Source organism: Sphingorhabdus sp. Alg231-15 (genome assembly GCF_900149705.1).
In the GTDB taxonomy this organism is placed as follows: Bacteria; Pseudomonadota; Alphaproteobacteria; order Sphingomonadales; family Sphingomonadaceae; genus Parasphingorhabdus.
The window spans coordinates 2,222,282-2,241,248 of the sequence record NZ_LT703001.1; the positions used below are offsets into that span (position 1 = coordinate 2,222,282).

Below are 18,967 nucleotides of genomic sequence, written 5' to 3' on the forward strand. Positions count from 1 at the left end.
GGTCTATCTATTGAATTGGGCCCTTTTCCGGCTATGTTCAAAAGAAAAAGGAGAGATTCGATGAGCTGGCAAATGGCCGATATCTGGGAAAATATTGCCCAGGCAATTCCTGATAAACCTGCAATTGTGGAAGGCGCCAAGCGCTATAACTGGTCAGAATATGAACAGCGCGCAGCGCGGCTCGCTCAGGTCTACACCGATCACGGCCTGAAGCCCGGCGCGAAACTCTCCATCTACGCCTATAATTGTGCCGAATATATGGAAGCGCAATTTGCCGCCTTCAAAGCGCGTATTTGTCCAGTGAATGTCAATTATCGATATCTCGAAGCAGAGCTGACTCATGTCATCAACAACAGTGATAGCGAAGCCTTGGTATATCACGCCCAATTCGCCCCTCGTGTCGCGGCCATCAAAGATCAACTGGAACATGTGAAGCTTTTCCTGGAAATTGACGATGGTTCCGGCGAGCATCTCGACGGCGCTGTCGATTATGAAACCGCCTTGAACGCTGCTGATCCGATGCCGATCATCCCGCGCTCCGGCGAGGATCTTTATATGCTCTATACAGGCGGGACCACCGGCATGCCGAAAGGCGTGATGTATGACCATCAGACATTTTCCAGCGCCTTGTTCACCAAGGGCTTTGAGATGCGGGAAATGGCTCTGCCCGAAGGCGCCGCAGGATTTGGCCCATTGGTTCAGGCGCTCCATGCAGCTGGCGCTACCAGCCGCGCCATCCCCGCTTGCCCGATCATGCACGGCACCGGCATGTGGATTGGCGCGATGATCCCACACGCCTTGGGCGGCTGCGTCATCCTGTTCAACAACAGGAATTTTGATCCGCATGGCCTTTGGAAACTGGCGGATGATGAGAAAGTCACCGACCTTACGATTGTTGGTGACGTATTTGCCAAACCGATGCTGGCCGCGCTTAACGAAGCAAAGGAAGCCGGCAATCCCTATGACCTGGAATCGGTGCAGATGATGGGATCATCCGGCGTGATGTGGTCTTCCGAAGTCAAACAAGGCCTGCTCGACCATATTGAAATGGTAATTGTCGACAGCATGGGTTCGACCGAAGGCAGCATGGGGGCATCTGTCATGACTCGCGAGAACAGCCAGATTGTCAAAACCGCAAGCTTTGATATGGCCGACACGACCAAGATCCTGACCGAAGACGGAAAAGAGATTCAGCCGGGTTCCGGCGAGATCGGCATGATCTGCAATGGCGGGATGGTTCCGATCGGCTATTATAAAGATGAGAAAAAGAGCGCCGAAACGTTCAAGACCTTTGACGGCGTGCGCTATTCGATCCCCGGTGATTTCGCGACGGTTGAAGCCGATGGCAGTGTCACCTTGCTGGGCCGTGGTTCGGTCTGCATCAATAGCGGCGGCGAGAAGATCTTCCCTGAAGAGGTGGAGGAAGCGCTCAAGACCCATGACAGTGTTTATGACTGTCTGGTCGTTGGCGTGCCAGATGATCGCTTTGGCGAGAAAGTGACGGCGGTGCTCTCACTGGCCAATGGGCAAGCCCTGGATGAGACGGCCCTTTATGATCATGTTCATGGCATACTCGCCGACTATAAAACGCCGCGCGCGTTTCTTGTCGTCGATGATGTGCCGCGGGCGGCCAATGGCAAACCCGGCTACAAGGACGCCAAAAATCTGGCACTGGAAATGCTCGATCTGGTCGCCGCTTAGGGCTGCCAGTCAAATTCCCGATGATAGCGCGGGATAAACAGTTTTTTGCCTTTGATCGCAGAGGTTAGAAACGGACCGGTCACGCCAAAAGGCAGCGCGCTGGCGCCTTTATCTGGTCCCAAGGGCAATAATATCAATGGCTTGGGCCACGGTTTATAAGGCTTCATATCCGCAATCGGTTTACCGCGCAGATGTGCCTTAATGGCTTTTTTCAGCCAACCCACCTGACGCGTCAACCCGACAATCGTCATCGTATCACCGGTGCTGGCAATATCGCCTACGACAAACAGATCGGGATTGGCTGTGGGCCGGAGCCAGCCGTCCACCTTTGCGCGGCCCTGATCATCAAAGGTCACATCTGCCAGTTTCTGCAATAGGTCCGCCACCGGCCTTGCACCAATGACCGGAATCACCAGATCGGCATCAATCGGGAAACCATCGGATAATTTTATCTTGTTTTTGGTTGGAACAAACGGCCCATCCGTCTGTTTCAATTTCTTGATCCGCTCGCCCAAGCGAACCTTCACACCGAGTTCGCCCAATTGGCGCTGCATCGATCGGCCGAGCTTGATTGGATAGCCGGGGAACAGACTATCATCGGCCGCAATCAGTGTGATATTTTTCTCTGGCCGCGCAAATGCCAGTTCGCCAGCAAGCTCGCTGCCCACTGCACCAGCGCCAACGATCGCGATATTTTTGGCCTTGTCGATTTGCGTGATCACCCGCTTCGCTTTAGCCAGAAAGCTCGCTTCATCATCGCCCTGCATTTTAAATGGCGCCGCATAAGTCGACCCCGTGGCGATGATGATCATGTCTCCGGAAATTGCCGTTCCATCTTCCAGTATCGCATCATTGCCATCAATCGAAGCCACGCGGCCACGGACAATTTTACCCTTTTTCAGCAGGCCTTCATAGGAGATTACGATTTCGTCGAGCAACTCCGGCCGTGCCATCGCCCGGATCATCGCGACATTATGCACCCATTTTTCGCGCGGTTCGATCAAGCTGATATCCGCATGCTGATCCAGCTCCCTGGCCAACATCGTTCCGGCGTAACCGCCACCAATGATTGTGATTTTTTTGGTCATGGCGTGATTCATAGATTGGTTTTCCGGCGATAGACAAGACTATTCCCGCTTCACCATTGACGCCGCAGGAAATATATCGCCATGTCCGATCAATGCATGTTCAACTAATCCACAATCCAGCATCTGGCACCCATCATGAATTGCGCCTCGGCGTGCTTGCGCAGGCCTTTGAAGCCTGTGGTGCCAAGGTGGTCAAGGGTATCACGGAAATTGATGGCAGTATGGAGCTGGCCAGGGATAGCGACCTTATCTGCGTCTCCGGTGGTGATGGTACACTACGCCTGGTAATCGCCGCCATGCAGAATAGCGGATTGAAAACACCGATTTGTATTTTCCCCGCTGGCACCGTGAATTTGGTGGCGCGCGAAATTGGCTATGCCTCAGAGCCGGAGCAATTTGCCAGTGAAGTGATGCGTGGCTATCTCGCGGGATCGGAGGCGCGGTTAAAGGAACCGGTCGCACGCAGCAATCACGGACCTTTCGCCGCCTGCCTCAGCGCCGGACCCGATGGGGTCGCGGTTGCCAATCATTCCCCCGAACTCAAGAAGAAAATTGGTCGTACCGCCTATGCGTGGTCCTTTGCCAAACTCTTTATGCGCTGGCCGCGCCAACAATTTACGCTGGATGTTACGACAGTGGACGGATCAGAACATAATCTGACATGCGAAGCCTTTTACATAGCCAAGGGGCGATATTTTGCCGGACCTTGGACCCTGACACCGGAAGCCGGCATGGGTGATGATCATTTTCATCTCATTGCATTGTCGCGAGCCAGCCGTTGGCATTTCATCCGTTTCATGCTCTCCATCGCGCGCGGTAGAGATCCCGAAAACCTTTCCTTTGCTCGGCCCCTTCGCGCTCGATCCCTGACCATCCAGGCTGCAGCGCAGTTGATAAATAATCAATTTTTTCAAGAGGATGGAGATAGTATGGAGGTTGCTCCGCATCAGATCATGATGACGGATCATGAGATGGAATATTGCCTGCCGCTAGACGACTAGAGCCGCGGGTTATAAATGGTCACGCGGCGCTGCAATGCTCCGCAATCATTTCGACCATGATCGGCAATTTGCTCGGAGGCAGATCGTGACCCATGCCGTCTACCAGCTCAAGCCGGGCATTATTGACATTGGCGGCAATATCTTCGCCGCAAGGATGGGGGATAAGTGGGTCGGCCGTTCCATGAATAACCATGGTCGGAACCGATATCGCTTGCGCTTTGGGCCGCAAATTACCGGTCTCAATAATCGCCGCCATTTGTCGCTGCCGGCCAGCGGGATAAAAGCTGCGTTCCAGCGCAATTTTCATGAGCGCGCGGCGTTCTTCTTCTCTCGCTCGCCCCTCTTCCGATGCAATGATGGAGGAAAAGGCCATGCCCACAGTTAGGGCTTCCTCCAGGGTCGAGGCTTTGGCGCGGGCAGATTGAATCAATCCCTTGCGGACCAATGGATCAGCTCCGGGCAGTCCAGGTGCGTTGGTTGAAGACATAATCGGGGTCAGGGACATAACGCGGTCTTCGTGATCCGCAGCCACCAATTGTCCGATCATGCCGCCCATTGATGCGCCGACAATATGCGCTTTTTCAATTTCAAGCGCATCCAATACGCCAATGGCATCTTTGGCCATATCGCTGAGATTATAGGGTGCCAGATTCTGGCTGGGGAAAAACCGTTTGGTGAACATCTGCCGAATCGGGCCAGGTGCCGATACGCCATCGCATTTGTAGGAGAGGCCAACGTCACGATTGTCAAAAGCGACAACCCGGAAACCCGATTCCACCAATCCATTCACGAAATCCATTGGCCAGGCAATGAGCTGCGTCCCATATCCCATGATGAGAAGGATCGCCGGATCACCAGCATTGCCATGATCTTCCACTTCAATATTGATACCGTTGGCGGTGACTTGCATGCTTTGATCCTGATTTATGTGATATGTTCAAATAGCCCGAAAGCTTAGCAGAACCGCCCAAACGCACAAGACAGGATCAGGGTTCAGGCGCGCCGCCGGGTGCGCCGGTTGGAACACCGCCCAGATTTGCCATCACCGCACCAGACTGCGCGACAACCGCACCAAGCTTGGCGACCTGATTATCATCATCCACCATTGCGCGAATGTTGAGAACCGGCGTAACCTCGATGGCCTGTGCGGACAGCGCCTGAATCCGGAGCTGATAGGCACCGTAAGGCACACCTTCAAACAGGAAGAAGCCATCAAATTCGCTTTGTGTACTATGGGTGACGCGCCCTTCAACATCCAATAGTTCCAGCCCGACCCCGGCCAGGATTGCACCACCTTCGCGCATCAAAGTGCCTTCCACTTCGCCGGCGCTGACCAGCGGCAGTTCAACCGTGGCGGCAATGCCGGGTCGAGGCGTTATGACAACGCCGGGAATTGCAGGCTGGACATACGGGTCTGGCAAGCTTCCGGCATCAATACCAATCAGAACAGGCCGGAACGGTTGCAGATTATCGATAATCGACCGCCCTCCGGCATCCGTCGGCGTCAGCGCAGTCGACTGCCCGGCGGTCAGTTCGACATTTTCGACCAGCTCTTCATCGGGTTGTCGCTTTCCATCTCGGTTTTTGTCGCGATAAACAATGGCCAGCGCCTGACCGCTATTGGCAAGCTTGTTGTTCGAGAAGCGGAATTTTCCGTTACGCGGATCCGGGCCGAAACTGAATGCGAGATTCAATCCCGCCGCCACTGAGCCATCAGTTGCTGCCTCCGCGCTGGCCGTCAGCGAGAATTTATCAAACCGGCGGATGATCCCGAGGGCGGCACGGCCGCGATCCAGACCAACATCATAGCCAAGCTCCGCGCGCCAATCCGCACGATCGCCAGCGCGCCATTCGCCGGTGAAATTAACCCTTTCGAAACGTTTTTCCGGAGCAAGCCGATAGGTCGCTTCGCCGCGCAGCCGCACGCCGGCAATCCGCCCGTTGGCGAGCAATCGCGCTTCGATCCGATCAGGGATGCTTCCGATATCGGTAAACTGTTTTTCCCATTTCAACTCGCCGGTCAGCGAAAATCGTCGCAAATTCAACGATGCTCTGCTGGTAACATCCAGCGAAGACCGGCCATCCGTGCGCGTTTCATATTGCGCATCGATATGAAAAGGTAGGATCTTACTGCCTAGCTTGAAGTTGTGATCCACCGAGAGGCTGTGCTTTCCGTTCACGTTTTGTTCGATGCGGTCTGACCGGAAACCACCCTGTGCCCATATGGTTTCGGCGGTGATGAAGCTATTGCCCAGTTCGCCAAGCAATTGGGCGCGGAATGCCGTACCTTGATCAAAGGCGGACGAGGCCGAAAGCTCGACCAAGGTCGGTCCGACAGCGCGGCGGACCGATCCTTCGATATAGTTGCGCCGCTGTCCGTCCAGCTGCAGGCTGAACAGGGAAGCGGCCACCGATGTTTTGGCATTGAGCCCGCGTTCCACGCCAAATCCGCCGCGCCAACCGGCCTGCTGAAGGTTTTCCAGGGCGTTGAAGCTGATCAGGTCTTTTCCAGCCTCTTGTCCACCGGCCCAATAATAGGTTTTGCGTGGCGGGATCGAATCCAGCCCCACCGGAACGGACTTGCTGTCTCGGCGGATCTGGCCTTGCGGGCCATAAAGCACAACTTCAAAGCGATTCTGACCATAGAGCAGCGGAACGTCGATAAATTCATAGCGGCCATCGGACCGGTTTTCTGCAAAAGCCAGCAATTGGCCATTGCGATACAGTTCGGCGTCCCAGCCAGCTGGCAATTCACCACGAAAGCTTGTCCGGTCAAAATTATCGGGCCGATCCACTGGCCGATTGGTGATGATCGCACCCCGTCCGGCCGCACTTTGCGACACGAGCGGAGTAGAAAAGGTCGAGACATCGCCAACAGCGACATGAGTCGCCTTTAGCGGGCCCAGAAGTTCCCCTTTGGGATCGGTGCGATAGGCTCTGAGCCGCAGACTTTCGGGCACACCCTTGTCATCAGACGATAAACGGGCATCGAAAGACGCCTTACCCACCTCACCAGAGGCAAATAGCTCGTAGCGCACGTCCAGTTCCTGCCCGGACCGCTTATCGCGCAGGCCGCCAGCTGAAACCACCGCATCAACCGATGGTGTTCGCCAGAATTTATAGGGCTCGGTCGATTGTGGCAGGCTCGAAAGGTCAAAATTCCGCCGAGGCCGAATTTTTGCGGCCCGTTCCTTACGTTCCAAAGCCTTTTGAAATGGCAATTTCCGTTCTGTTTCAACGATTAGCAGCGCGTTGGACAAATCAGGCCGTAATTCGATATCAAACCAATTTGAAAGCGTTTTGACATCGACACACCAGCCTTCCGGCGTATCGTAAATCTCGCCAGGCGACAGTTTTTTGGTGCTGTTCACCTTTTGTACCGTGTCACTGTCACGCTCAACGATTAGTGTTTCGCGTTCTGCAAATACCCAGCCAGTTGCGCGGCGCGACTTTTTGTCCAACCTAATAGGTACATCAAAGGCCATGATCACATCGGCGAAGTCGGCGCAAATGCCCTTGTCGGTCTGATAACCCCTTACACCATCGCCCAGGCGATATTTACCCGACCGCAAATCGAAAAGCAGCGCGTCATCATCATTGGCCGTCCAGCTGCTCTGGGCATGGGCGGCCGATGCCATGAACGGTGTCAGAAGAAACAGCAAAGCCGCCGGGATCATGGTGACCCCTGCGGCTGATACCAGCGACTTTAACCGCTGATAGTATATGGAGAGTTGCTGTTTCATCATTTATTTCGGCTGCATAGCGGTCTGACGTCAGCCTAAATTGTTGTAATACCTATACTATCTGAGAACCAAATCGGTCTTGGTGATTAATCCACCGCCGATATTTCTCGGTTCGTAATATTCTATGGAAAGCGGCCCCTTCAACTGGGCAACCACTTCGGCTGGTACCTGTAGGGATACTTTCCGTTGACTTATCTCCGGATAGACGGCGACACCGCGGACCAACAACAACGGTTCATTCTGGCCCTGCTTCTTCACCCGGATCTCACCATATGTGGAACGATTTCCGGTGCGGCTCAGATCAAAGACAAACGCCGGACCTTCTTCGCCTTGTTCGATACGCGCATTGGCAATAGCGGCAGTAGCCTTCAATTCACCTTGGCGAATAATAACCGGAATGGTTACACCATAGATGGGAGTCAGTGCTATGGAGAAGCCATCTTCCTGCTGCACTTGATCGACAACCGATATCGCTTTGGGAACGGCCCGGAACAGAAGATGTACGCGATATTCGCCATCTGGCAGGTCTTTAGGCGCCCTAACGCCAAGACGAATCGCTTGCGGCTGATTCGGTGGCAAAGTCACGCGGCGCGGTGCATAGCGGATCATCTCTTTTGCAGCGCGCTCAAGCTCATTAGCTTCTTCAGGGCTGACATCCGTTAAACGGCCTTCTGCCGTCATCCGGCGAAGCTCCATGGAAATCCGATAAGTGGCTGTTTCTGCGCCTATATTATTCAGAATAATCTCTGTACCACGTTGACCATCGAGGATGATTCGCGTGGGAGCAACCAGAAGATCTCCTGCAGCCTGTGCTGGCATTTGCGGGAGGATAAGCGCAGCAGCAGCCAATCCCAAACCAACACATGTTTTACTCAGTCGTCTCAGACCCCTGATTGTCATCTTTTTCTCCGGTTAAATACTGGTCGTCCGGACAGACGGTTTCCCGCGCATATCCCCACACCCATCACTATGCCGAAAGAGGGTTACCAAAGCGCTAACCACATCAATTATATACGCATGGAGGGTTCTCGCCTGGAAGGTGGTCGACCCAAAAAAGAACCCGCCCGCAACCAAGGTCGCGGACGGGCTTCTGATATCTCATTAATCATTGCCCTGCGAACAGGACGGTGAAAAAATCAAGGATAGTCAACGGTTACCGTGAAGGTACCGACATAAGCGCCATCAGCCTGAGTAGCAGCAACGTCAAGCGCACCACCTACAGAGAAAGCACCGTTACCCGAAGCGTCCAACGCGGTAAGCGCGGATGAGTTCAGGTTAGCGTTCATGATTGCGCCGCCAGGTCCGGTCAAGGTAACTGAGCCAGGTACGGTCAGTGTAACAGCTTCAGAAGCAGAACCGGTTACTGAGAAGTCAGCTGCATCGGAAGCACCTGAACAAACAACAGCGGTACAAGCGGCACGAACACCATCAGTACCAACGGTAACGGTTTCAGCGGTTCCGGTTGTAACGATCGTACCGAAATCAAGATCCGTGCCGGCATCTTTGGTAACGGTCAGTTCTTCGAGGATATTTGCACGTGCGTCAGCAGTTGCGGTTGCAGCGTGAGCAGCGTTTGCGCCCATTACTGAAGCGGCAAGTACGGAAGAAGCCACAGCGGCTTTGATAAACTTAGACATATTTTCTGGTCCCTATATTTCACTACTATACGAAAGGGCGCCTACGGTGCATCTGACCAAACCCACTGGTTAGATGTCGCTATACGCCAACATTCGAGATTGCTTATCGACCACAAAGGATAAATCTTTGCTGCCAGTCATGGTTAAAGCATTGTGAACGCTTTAAACTGCTGTAAAATATGGGTTTTATGCAGAGTTGTTACAAAATGAAATATTTCGAATCCGGCCATCCGAAGATGAATTGAGCCAGAATCCCGGACAATTTATATATGTTCTCCGGTAAGACGCTGGCAAATCAAGTCCAGCTGATCCAGATTGCTATAGTCAATTGTCATCGAACCAGAACCGGTTTGGCCCTTCGATTGAATCTTAACCTTCAGGCCGAGCAAATCACCCAAATGGCTTTCAACCGCGCGAATATCGGCGTCGCTTTCGCTCTCACCCGCTATCGGCAGCCTGCTCTTGCGGCGCGGCCCTCCTAATGCTTTGCGCACTAGCTTCTCCGTATCGCGAACAGAAAGTCCTTGTTTGACCACCTGTTTGGCCAACTCAGCTGATTCAGGCGCATTAATAAGCGCTCGAGCATGACCCATTGTCAGCTTTTCTTCGCCCACAAGCGCTCGAACCGATTCGGGTAGCTCCAGAAGGCGCATAAGATTCGCGATATGACTCCGCGATTTGCCGACAAGTTCCGCCAGTTTCGCTTGGCTATGCCCGAAATCATCTTTCAGCCTCACATAGGCTTCGGCTTCTTCAACTGCATTCAAGTCACGGCGCTGAACATTCTCAACAATAGCGATCTCAAGCGTTTCTGCATCATTCAAGCTGCGAACAATCGCCGGAATACGGTGCAATCGTGCCCGTTGCGCCGCGCGCCAGCGGCGTTCACCGGCAACAATCTGAAAATTCTTGCCGTGAGGGCGAACCACAATCGGCTGAATCACACCGCGGAGCTTCATGCTGTCTGACAGCTCATCTAGCGCTTCATTATCAAAAGTCTGCCGCGGCTGATCCGGATTCGGACGGACATCGGAAATAGCTATGGAGCGCAGCCCATCGGTACGAGCCTCCGGTGTCTCATCATCTATCTCGGCTTCCGGTGCCTGGATGAGCGGTTCTTCTCGTTGAATTTCGCCGAATAGCGAGTTTAGCCCCCTGCCCAAGCCAGTGGCCTTCTTGATCGCTGCTTTTTTGGGCAATGGAGTTTCCTCTTCTTTCGCCATCACGCTGCCACCTTCCGTTCTGGCAGCCGGGAAATCAATTCCCGCGCCAGATTGATATAGGCCTCCGACCCACTGCAACGATGATCGTAGATCAACGCTGGAAGACCATGGCTTGGTGCCTCTGAAAGCCTTACATTTCTGGGAATTACGGTGTCAAAAACGACATTACCAAGACAGGCCCGTACGTCGTCAGACACCTGCTCTGTCAGTTTGTTGCGGCGATCATACATGGTGAGCACCACACCCATGACCGATAAGGCGCGATTGAATCGCGCCCTGATACGCTCGACCGTCTGCAAGAGCTGGCTCAGCCCTTCGAGGGCAAAAAACTCGCATTGCAACGGCACCAGTAGAGATTCTACCGCAACCATGGCGTTAAGCGTCAACAGACCCAATGAAGGTGGGCAGTCAATCAGACAGATATCCCATTGGCCATCATCACCGGCGTCCAGCGCCTTTTTCAAGCGATGGGTGCGCTCTTCAAACTCAACCAGTTCGACTTCTGCACCAGAAAGATCCACGACTGCCGGGACAATATCAAGCCCGGGAACCGGCGTATTGATCACGCAATCTGCCAATGGTGTGTCCGAGATCAGCAGGTCATAGCTGCTGTGCGTGCGCTCTGCCTGGTTTAACCCAAGCCCCGTCGAGGCATTGCCTTGCGGATCAAGATCGATCAACAACACTTTCCATCCACTCGCAGCAAGAGCGGTAGCCATATTTATAGCTGTGGTCGTTTTGCCGACGCCGCCTTTTTGATTTGCTATCGCTATCCGGACCATTTTACGCAGAACCCTTCGCTAAGCTGATATAAAATAACGTTTTCAGCCCAATCCCACCAATATTCCCGCTTCCGGGTCCGTCAAACTTTGTTCCACGTGGAACATTTTTTGCCGTTTTGGCGACAGGCCTTTTAACTCCCTTACCGCATTTTTGCCTTTAGGTAAGAGCCAAACCGTCTTTTCTGTGGAAAACCGGTGAGAAAGTGACAATAGTTTTTGCAACGGTGCAAATGCTCTTGCGCTGATAACATCGACAGGATGGCTCTCGACATTCTCTAAACGGTCTCCAAAAACCAAGGCTTTTTCGGTAAGGCCCAGCTCTGTCACGACAGATTCCAGAAACGCGATCCGTCGAGATCGCGACTCAACCATCTGGACATTATAGTCACCCAATATCGCTATGATGATCCCGGGAAAGCCGGCACCAGTGCCGAGGTCCATCCAGATCTTTTCACCCTCTCCTCGCGGCGCATGCAAAAGCAGTTGCGCGCTGTCGACGACATGTCGGTCCCAGACATGGTCGGCACTGGATTTCGAAATCAGATTCTGCCGCTGCATTTCGTCGGCCAGCAAAGCCAGAAACCCCTCCAGCCTTTCCCATGTTTCACGTGAAACATCGAAATTTGCGCGCAACCAATCCTGCGCTTCTTGCTCCGTCATATGATCATCATGCCGCTAGATTCTTCGCATCCCGGCGACGCGCATGCACAAGAATTGCTGCCAGCGCAGCCGGTGTGATGCCGCGAACCCGCGAAGCGGCCGCCAGTGTCTCAGGCCTGGCTCCGTTCAGCCTCTCAACCATCTCATTCGATAAGCCCGCTATCTCTGCATAGTCGAGATCATCACCCAGAGAAATCTGCTCATTGGCTCGCAAGTCTTTCAGTTCCGATTCCTGGCGCTGCAGATAGGGCGCATAGCGCGCATCTTCTTCCACCTCGGCCAACAGCACGGGGTCGGCTTGATCAATGGATATTCCCAGGCCGCCGAGTGCATCGATGGAGATGTTGGGAAAACGCAGCCATTCAAACAAGGACTGCTTTGTTCCGTCACGGCGCACTTCAAGGCCCTGATCTGCGATGGCTTCGCATCCATGCACCGCACCCAGTTCCGCCATTATCGCGGTGCGTTGTGATTGCCGTGCATTGAACCAGCTTTGCCGTTCAGCACCAAGGCAACCAATAGCTTCGGCAACTGGGCTTAAACGTGTCGTTGCATTATCGGCCCGCAAACGCAGCCGATATTCTGCCCGTGCAGTAAGCATGCGATAGGGTTCAGTAACGCCTTGCAGTACGAGGTCATCGATCATCACGGCCATGTAGCTGGTTCCGCGATCCAGTTGCGGCGCATCCTTATCCTGAATCGCACAGGCCGCCCCGATACCGGCGATCAGCCCTTGCGCTGCGGCTTCTTCATATCCGGTGGTGCCATTGATCTGTCCGGCACAATAAAGTCCTTCAAGCTCGCGAACCTTTAAGGATCGATCCAAGGCGCGCGGATCAATATGATCATATTCCACCGCATAGCCGGGCACCAATATTTCGGCGTTCGGAAGGCCATCCATGGTGCGGACAAAGGCTTCCTGAACATCAGCAGGTAGAGAAGTGCTGATACCATTGGGATAGACCAGATTTGTATCCAGACCTTCCGGCTCCAGGAATACCTGATGGGAATCCCGGTCAGCAAAGCGGTGGATCTTGTCTTCAATCGATGGGCAATAGCGTGGCCCCTGCGCATCAATGGCGCCGCTGAATAGCGGTGAACGGTCAAGATTATCGCGGATTATGTCATGCGTTGCGACACTCGTCCGACTGACCGCGCAGAATATTTGCGGCACGTCTCTTCGCGACGAAAGCGGGGACATGGACCAACCATCATCATCCGATGGCTGCTCGGGCAATGCGGCCCAATCAATCGTTCTGCCATCCAAACGCGGCGGAGTTCCGGTTTTCAGTCTTGCAATAGGAAGGCCGGCATCGCGAATCTGCTGGCCCAGTGAAACCGCGCTCGCCTCGCCCGTCCGTCCGCCAGCAACGGTTTCTTCGCCGCGGAACAGCTTGCCGTTCAGAAAGGTCCCAGTCGCCAATATGACAGCCGATGCCCTGATCTCGCTTTGATCTGCCAAACAGATCCCGCTGACCGTCTGACCGTCAAAGATCAGCGACGCTACCTCGCCTTCCACTATCGACAGATTGTCCTGCGCATCCAGCATCCGGTGGATGGCGGCTTTATAGAGCTTGCGATCTGCTTGGACCCGAGGGCCCTGCACCGCTGCACCCTTGGACAGGTTCAACATACGATAGTGGATTGCCGCGGCATCGGCGGCGCGTCCGATCAACCCGTCAAAAGCATCCACTTCCCGCACGAGATGGCCTTTGCCCAGGCCACCAATGGCCGGATTGCAGGACATCGCGCCGATGCTGTCCTTGGTAAAACTGACCAATGCCGTACGCACGCCCATGCGCGCGGCCACGGCGGCTGCTTCACAGCCTGCATGCCCGCCTCCTACGACGATCAGTTCAAAATTTCGATTCATGCTGCGCCCATAGCGGAAGGCGGGTTTCAGGTCAAAATGATCTCGCTCACCGGAGTGAGGCCAGAACATGTTCCACGTGAAACAGTCTATTTTCCGATGCAGAATTTACCAAAAAGGCTGTCGAGCATATCCTCTGTGCTCGCCCGTCCAGTCAGCGCATCGAGCGCGGCGCGGGCCAGCCGGAGTTGCTCCGCGATGATCAAATAATCCTGCACATCGGATATCTGGTCGAGATTCATCCGCGCTTCCGAAAGATGATCGGCCTGCCGTTTGTTGACGCTGATCTCATCGCCATGCGGAACAATGTCTTTCGCGCGATCCACCAGCAGCTTCACAAGATCATCCATGCCCGCACCGGTCTTCGGAGACACGCACAAGACTTCTGGAGATTTCGCCTGATATTCGGGATGATCCTGGCGCGATGCTATTTCGACCAGGTTGGATGCTTTCGGGCCCTCCCCTTCCGGACCAAGCCATAATATCAAATCCGCCACATCAAATTGCCGATGGGCCCGGTCAATCCCTATCCGTTCGATTTCTTCCGCCCCTTCGTCACGAACGCCGGCTGTATCAATGAACAGAAACGGTATGCCTTTAATCGCTATCGGCACCTCGATCACGTCGCGCGTTGTTCCAGCAATGGGAGAGACAATCGCAGCCTCTCTTTCGACAAGCGCATTGAGCAAAGTTGATTTGCCGCTATTTGGCGGGCCGCCCAAAACGACCCTCACCCCTTCGCGCAATTTCTCCGCGCGCGGGCGATCCAGCATAGCGCGCATCTCTTGAGCCAAATCCCGCGATGCGGACTGCACCACGTCCAGCTGCGCGGGCGTCACATCGTCCTCGTCGGAAAAGTCGAGCTCTGCTTCGACCATTGCAGAAAGGCGCAAGATGCTATTCTGCCACGCCTCCACCTTTCTGGAAAGCGCCCCACCTGCTGCCTGGATCGCCGAGCGCCGTTGCAACTCCGTTTCGGCAAAGAGCAGATCGGACAATCCTTCTGCTTCCGCCAGATCCATTCGACCATGGGTGAAGGCCCGGCGGGTAAATTCACCGGGTTCCGCTCGGCGCAAACCGTCCATTTTTTCAAGCACAGCTTCCAGAGCGCGAACAACCGCCCGGCCGCCATGGCAATGAATTTCGGCAAGATCTTCGCCGCTCGCACTATTGGGCCCTGGAAACCACAATATCAAAGCCGTATCGAGCAAATCTCCGCTTGCCGGATCAGTTAACTTGGCCAGGCTGGCGCGGCGTTCATCCGGCACGGAGCCGCTTAAAATGCGCAAGGCATCCGCAGCCTTTTCACCGCTGATCCGGATGATACCGATGGCTGCCGGCGGTTGCCCACTGGACAGAGCAAAGATGGTGTCAACCGCTGACATTTATCTATCTATTTGATATCTAATCTTTTTTCTTGCTAGAAGATGATTTTCCGCCACTAGATCCGGCCCCCATAGCGCCACCGAGAAAGGAGGAAAACATCTTGATGCCAGCCTCACCCATCGGGGTAATGATCTTGGTGAAATTCTGAAGCTGCTCAACCGAGCTCGCGCCCTGGAGGAATTTGGACAATTCTTTCACGTAGGTTTCGTTGAGTTTGCCAACATCCGGCAAACCCATCAGTTTCCGCGCTTCTTCCGGTGTACAATCCAGTTCTACGGTTACTTTCATAAATGCTTCCTCTTATCCTTGTGGTTGAAGCGAAGTTCCCTCCCTCACCGCAACAGATGATCTTCCACCTTGCCACAACAGGATATGGGGATATTGTGCACCATTAATCAAGTCATGATGCAAAGGAGCGCAAAAAATGGGTGAGATGAAGCCGATTAAGACGTTGAGCGGAGATGGAGAATTTCCTTGTTATGTTGCTGCTCCGGAAGGAATCGCAACCGCTGCGATCATTGTGATTCAGGAAATTTTCGGCGTGAATAAGGGTATCAAGGCGAAATGCGATAGCTGGGCCAAGGCCGGTTATATGGCCATTGCGCCAGACCTGTTCTGGCGAGTCAACGAAGCTACCAATCTGGACGCCGATGTTGAGGAAGAATTTCAAGTCGCCCTCGATCTGATGGGTAAATTTGATCAGGATCAGGGCATCAGAGACATCGAAGCCGCGATTCACTTCGCTCGCGACGCTGTAATTGGCGGAAAAGTCGGCTGCGTTGGTTATTGTCTTGGTGGTAGATTGGCCTTCATGACCGCAGCGCGAACCGATATTAATGCCTCTGTTGGTTATTATGGCGTCGGTATTGATGGACTGCTTGGCGAGAAGAACGCGATTGCGCATGAGGTGATGCTGCATATCCCGACAGCCGATGGTTTTGTGCCTGCCGATGCCCAAGCTGCGATGCACGAAGGACTGAATGATCATCCCCGAGTCACCTTGCATGACTATGCGGGGCTGGATCACGGCTTTGCTGCTGAGTTTGGTGCACGTCGCGATGAAACAGCGGCAACATTGGCAGACAGCCGGACCGCAGAATTTTTCAAGGAGTATTTGGGATGAGCACACGGGATAACCTGAAAGCATGGCATGCGCGTATGGCCGACAAGAGCGAGGCCGCGCTTGGCGCGCAGCTTGCTGACGATGCGGTATTCCACTCCCCTGTTGTGCACACGCCGCAGGCTGGAAAGCCGATTGTCATGGCCTATTTGCTGGCGGCTGATAATGTTCTTGGCAATGACAGTTTCCGCTATGTGCGAGAGATAGTCGATGATGGTGCCAATATGGCCATGCTGGAATTTCAGCTCGAACTGGATGATATTCAGGTCAATGGCGTCGACATTATCAGCTGGAATGACGACGGCAAGATTCAGGATTTCAAGGTCATGGTCCGACCCTTGCAGGCGATCAATAAAGTCTGGGATGAAATGGGTAAAATGCTGGAAAAAATGAAGAAATCAGCCTGATTTCCGCAATTTTCCAAATCAGAAAAGAGTCAAAATTCCGATCGTTTGTTCATCACCAACCAGACCGGAATAGATCATTTTTCCAGCGACATAGACGATAACCGCCAGGCCGAGATAGGCTATCCATTTATAGCGCTCGATATATTTGGCGATGACGTTCGCCGCGAGCCCCATCAGCGCGACCGACAAGAGCAAGCCGACAACCAAGATACCGGGATGTTCGCGCGCGGCCCCGGCGACGCCGAGGACATTATCGAGGCTCATTGATACGTCGGCGGCCATTACCGCCCAAGCCGCAGCCCAAAAGCTTCTTCGAGCCTTTACGCCGCTATGTTCATCACCGGCTATCTCTGGCGAACCCGGCGATTCTCCTTCATGGAAAATCTCGCGATAAAAATTCCAGGCAACCCAGAGCAGAAGCAATCCGCCAGCAAAGACCAGCCCGACAATTTGCAATAATTGCACGACGATCAGCGCAAAAATAATGCGCAGAACCAAAGCTGCCCCGATACCCAGCATGATGACTTTGCGGCGCTGATCTGCAGGCAATCCGCCCGCCAGTGCACCGACAACAATCGCATTATCGGCGGCAAAAACAAGATCGATAAGAATGACCTGGCCAAAGGCGGCCATTGCTTCTGGTGACCCCATGTTGGAAAAATCATGGACAATCGCAGCCCAGATTTCTGCAGGTGATCCTAGACCACCAGGTGCAGCCACAGCCAAAATCGTCAGCAGATCGATCATGAAAAAATTGTTTCCCCGAAATATGTTACACTGGGCATAGGATCATAGAAATCATGAAGCAAGGCGCGCCATTCCTTATATTCCGGTGATTGGCGGAATCCATCACGATGGGATTCAACATTGTCCCATTTAACTAGCAACAGATATAGATCTAGACTGTCCACAGAAGGACGAACTTCAATCGATTGAAAGCCTGATTGCACCGAGATGAGCGATTTTGCTTTTCGCATTGCTGCAACAAACTGGTCGGATTGACCCGCTTTGACCTGCAGCAAAGCCTGTTCGATAATCATTGCGGTATCCCCGCAAACTTACTGATTCATGCTGTCGAAGAAATCGTCGTTCGCTTTTGAATCCTTCATCTTGTCGAGCAGGAATTCCATCGCGTCGATCGTACCCATTTGCATGAGGATGCGGCGCAGCACCCACATTTTCTTGAGCTTGTCATCTTCGACCAGCAATTCTTCCTTACGTGTACCGGATTTGCCAACATCCAGTGCTGGGAAGATCCGCTTATCGGCAACTTTGCGATCCAGCACGATTTCGGAGTTACCGGTGCCTTTAAATTCTTCAAAGATGACCTCGTCCATCCGGCTGCCGGTATCGATCAGCGCGGTTGCGATGATGGAAAGCGAGCCGCCTTCCTCAATATTACGCGCGGCGCCAAAAAAGCGTTTCGGACGCTGCAGCGCATTGGCGTCGACACCACCTGTGAGCACCTTACCGGAGCTTGGCACGACCGTATTATAGGCACGGCCAAGACGCGTAATTGAGTCGAGCAGAATGACAACATCATGCTTGTGCTCGACCAGACGTTTAGCCTTTTCAATAACCATTTCAGCAACTTGCACGTGGCGTGTCGCGGGTTCATCAAAAGTGGAGCTGATCACTTCGCCCTTCACCGAGCGCTGCATGTCGGTGACTTCTTCCGGCCGTTCGTCAATCAGCAGAACGAGCAGATAGACTTCCGGATGATTGTCGGTAATCGCCTTGGCGATATTCTGCAGCAGGACGGTTTTACCGGTCCGCGGCGGCGCCACGATCAGGGCGCGCTGGCCTTTACCTTGCGGCGAGATAATGTCGATGACGCGAGCGGATTTGTCTTTGACCGTGGGATCAAGACTGTCGAGCGTCAGCTTCTCATCCGGATAAAGCGGCGTGAGATTGTCAAAATTGACGCGGTGACGGACCGCATCGGGTTCATCAAAGTTGATTGCTGTCAACTTGGTCAGCGCAAAATAACGCTCACCGTCGCGCGGTGCTCGGATTTCGCCTTCAACCGTATCACCCGTCCGCAGTCCGAACTTGCGAACCTGATTGGGTGAGACATAAATATCGTCAGGACCGGCGAGATAATTGGCGTCCGGTGAACGCAAAAAGCCAAATCCGTCGGGCAGCACTTCAATCGTGCCTAGCCCCATGATCAGTTCGTCCTGATCCGCGAGTTCTTTCAATATCGCGAACATCAGGTCCTGTTTGCGCAATGTGGATGCGCTTTCAACGCCCAGTTCTTCCGCCATTGAGACGAGACCAGCAGGCGATTTTTCTTTTAATTCTTTTAAGTGCATGGAAGTTTATCCAGATAAAATAGGAAGTTATTTA

General features: G+C 53.7%; 18 protein-coding genes. 4 read left to right on the top strand and 14 right to left on the bottom strand.

Annotation, left to right across the window (positions count from 1 at the left end):
• Nucleotides 1–60: 60 nt before the first annotated feature.
• Entirely contained in the window at nt 61–1,701 is a 1,641-nt protein-coding gene (locus DG177_RS10900; RefSeq protein WP_337658740.1) for an acyl-CoA synthetase, read from the top strand.
• Here the strand turns inward: DG177_RS10900 and DG177_RS10905 are convergent.
• Nucleotides 1,698–2,789, bottom strand: a complete 1,092-nt coding sequence (locus tag DG177_RS10905) for an NAD(P)/FAD-dependent oxidoreductase (RefSeq protein WP_337658741.1) — start codon at nt 2,787–2,789, stop codon at nt 1,698–1,700. The two genes, DG177_RS10900 and DG177_RS10905, sit on opposite strands and share 4 nt — an antisense overlap.
• Nucleotides 2,790–2,881: 92 nt before the next feature.
• On the opposite strand from DG177_RS10905, the gene DG177_RS10910 reads away from it, so the two are divergent.
• On the top strand, nt 2,882–3,790 hold the full coding sequence (locus DG177_RS10910) for a diacylglycerol kinase family protein (RefSeq protein ID WP_108811502.1): 909 nt from the start codon (nt 2,882–2,884) through the stop codon (nt 3,788–3,790).
• 19 nt (nt 3,791–3,809) lie between these two features.
• On the opposite strand, the gene DG177_RS10915 is transcribed toward DG177_RS10910, so the two are convergent.
• The 10 genes from DG177_RS10915 to DG177_RS10960 form a co-directional block, all read right to left on the bottom strand.
• A complete protein-coding gene (locus tag DG177_RS10915; RefSeq protein ID WP_108811503.1) occupies nt 3,810–4,700 on the bottom strand; it encodes an alpha/beta fold hydrolase in 891 nt (296 codons plus the stop codon).
• A 76-nt stretch (nt 4,701–4,776) separates the two neighbouring features.
• A complete protein-coding gene (locus tag DG177_RS10920) occupies nt 4,777–7,536 on the bottom strand; it encodes a carboxypeptidase-like regulatory domain-containing protein (RefSeq protein ID WP_108811504.1) in 2,760 nt (919 codons plus the stop codon).
• 54 nt (nt 7,537–7,590) lie between these two features.
• Nucleotides 7,591–8,433 carry a molecular chaperone gene (locus tag DG177_RS10925; RefSeq protein ID WP_337658742.1) on the bottom strand — a complete coding sequence of 281 codons (843 nt, stop codon included), beginning with the start codon at nt 8,431–8,433 and terminating at the stop codon, nt 7,591–7,593.
• Between the two features lie 236 nt (nt 8,434–8,669).
• Entirely contained in the window at nt 8,670–9,170 is a 501-nt protein-coding gene (locus DG177_RS10930) for a DUF4402 domain-containing protein (protein ID WP_108811505.1), read from the bottom strand.
• A gap of 263 nt (nt 9,171–9,433) precedes the next feature.
• Entirely contained in the window at nt 9,434–10,393 is a 960-nt protein-coding gene (locus DG177_RS10935; RefSeq protein WP_108811506.1) for a ParB/RepB/Spo0J family partition protein, read from the bottom strand.
• Nucleotides 10,393–11,175: an AAA family ATPase gene (locus DG177_RS10940; RefSeq protein WP_108811507.1), complete on the bottom strand. Its 783-nt coding sequence runs from the start codon at nt 11,173–11,175 to the stop codon at nt 10,393–10,395. Before DG177_RS10940 ends, DG177_RS10935 begins: the two co-directional genes overlap by 1 nt.
• A gap of 42 nt (nt 11,176–11,217) precedes the next feature.
• The gene (rsmG, locus tag DG177_RS10945; RefSeq protein ID WP_108811508.1) at nt 11,218–11,835 is read right to left on the bottom strand and encodes a 16S rRNA (guanine(527)-N(7))-methyltransferase RsmG; all 618 of its coding nucleotides are present in this window, start codon (nt 11,833–11,835) and stop codon (nt 11,218–11,220) included.
• Between the two features lie 7 nt (nt 11,836–11,842).
• Entirely contained in the window at nt 11,843–13,708 is a 1,866-nt protein-coding gene (gene mnmG, locus DG177_RS10950; protein ID WP_108812932.1) for a tRNA uridine-5-carboxymethylaminomethyl(34) synthesis enzyme MnmG, read from the bottom strand.
• Between the two features lie 86 nt (nt 13,709–13,794).
• The gene (gene mnmE / locus DG177_RS10955; RefSeq protein ID WP_108811509.1) at nt 13,795–15,090 is read right to left on the bottom strand and encodes a tRNA uridine-5-carboxymethylaminomethyl(34) synthesis GTPase MnmE; all 1,296 of its coding nucleotides are present in this window, start codon (nt 15,088–15,090) and stop codon (nt 13,795–13,797) included.
• Nucleotides 15,091–15,109: 19 nt separating this feature from the next.
• Entirely contained in the window at nt 15,110–15,379 is a 270-nt protein-coding gene (locus DG177_RS10960) for a DUF6489 family protein (RefSeq protein WP_108811510.1), read from the bottom strand.
• A gap of 136 nt (nt 15,380–15,515) precedes the next feature.
• Between DG177_RS10960 and DG177_RS10965 the strand changes: the two genes are divergently transcribed.
• Together DG177_RS10965 and DG177_RS10970 are read left to right on the top strand one after the other, a co-directional pair.
• A complete protein-coding gene (locus DG177_RS10965) occupies nt 15,516–16,214 on the top strand; it encodes a dienelactone hydrolase family protein (protein WP_108811511.1) in 699 nt (232 codons plus the stop codon).
• Nucleotides 16,211–16,618, top strand: coding sequence for a nuclear transport factor 2 family protein (locus DG177_RS10970; RefSeq protein WP_108811512.1), 408 nt, complete (start codon nt 16,211–16,213; stop codon nt 16,616–16,618). Before DG177_RS10965 ends, DG177_RS10970 begins: the two co-directional genes overlap by 4 nt.
• A gap of 18 nt (nt 16,619–16,636) precedes the next feature.
• On the opposite strand, the gene DG177_RS10975 is transcribed toward DG177_RS10970, so the two are convergent.
• The 3 genes from DG177_RS10975 to rho are packed head-to-tail and all read right to left on the bottom strand — an operon-like array spanning nt 16,637 to nt 18,933.
• Nucleotides 16,637–17,365, bottom strand: coding sequence for a YjbE family putative metal transport protein (locus DG177_RS10975; RefSeq protein ID WP_108811513.1), 729 nt, complete (start codon nt 17,363–17,365; stop codon nt 16,637–16,639).
• A complete protein-coding gene (locus DG177_RS10980; protein WP_108811514.1) occupies nt 17,362–17,658 on the bottom strand; it encodes an antibiotic biosynthesis monooxygenase in 297 nt (98 codons plus the stop codon). The genes DG177_RS10975 and DG177_RS10980 overlap by 4 nt, the downstream gene beginning before the upstream one ends.
• An 18-nt stretch (nt 17,659–17,676) precedes the next feature.
• Nucleotides 17,677–18,933 carry a transcription termination factor Rho gene (gene rho, locus DG177_RS10985; RefSeq protein WP_108811515.1) on the bottom strand — a complete coding sequence of 419 codons (1,257 nt, stop codon included), beginning with the start codon at nt 18,931–18,933 and terminating at the stop codon, nt 17,677–17,679.
• Nucleotides 18,934–18,967: the final 34 nt, after the last annotated feature.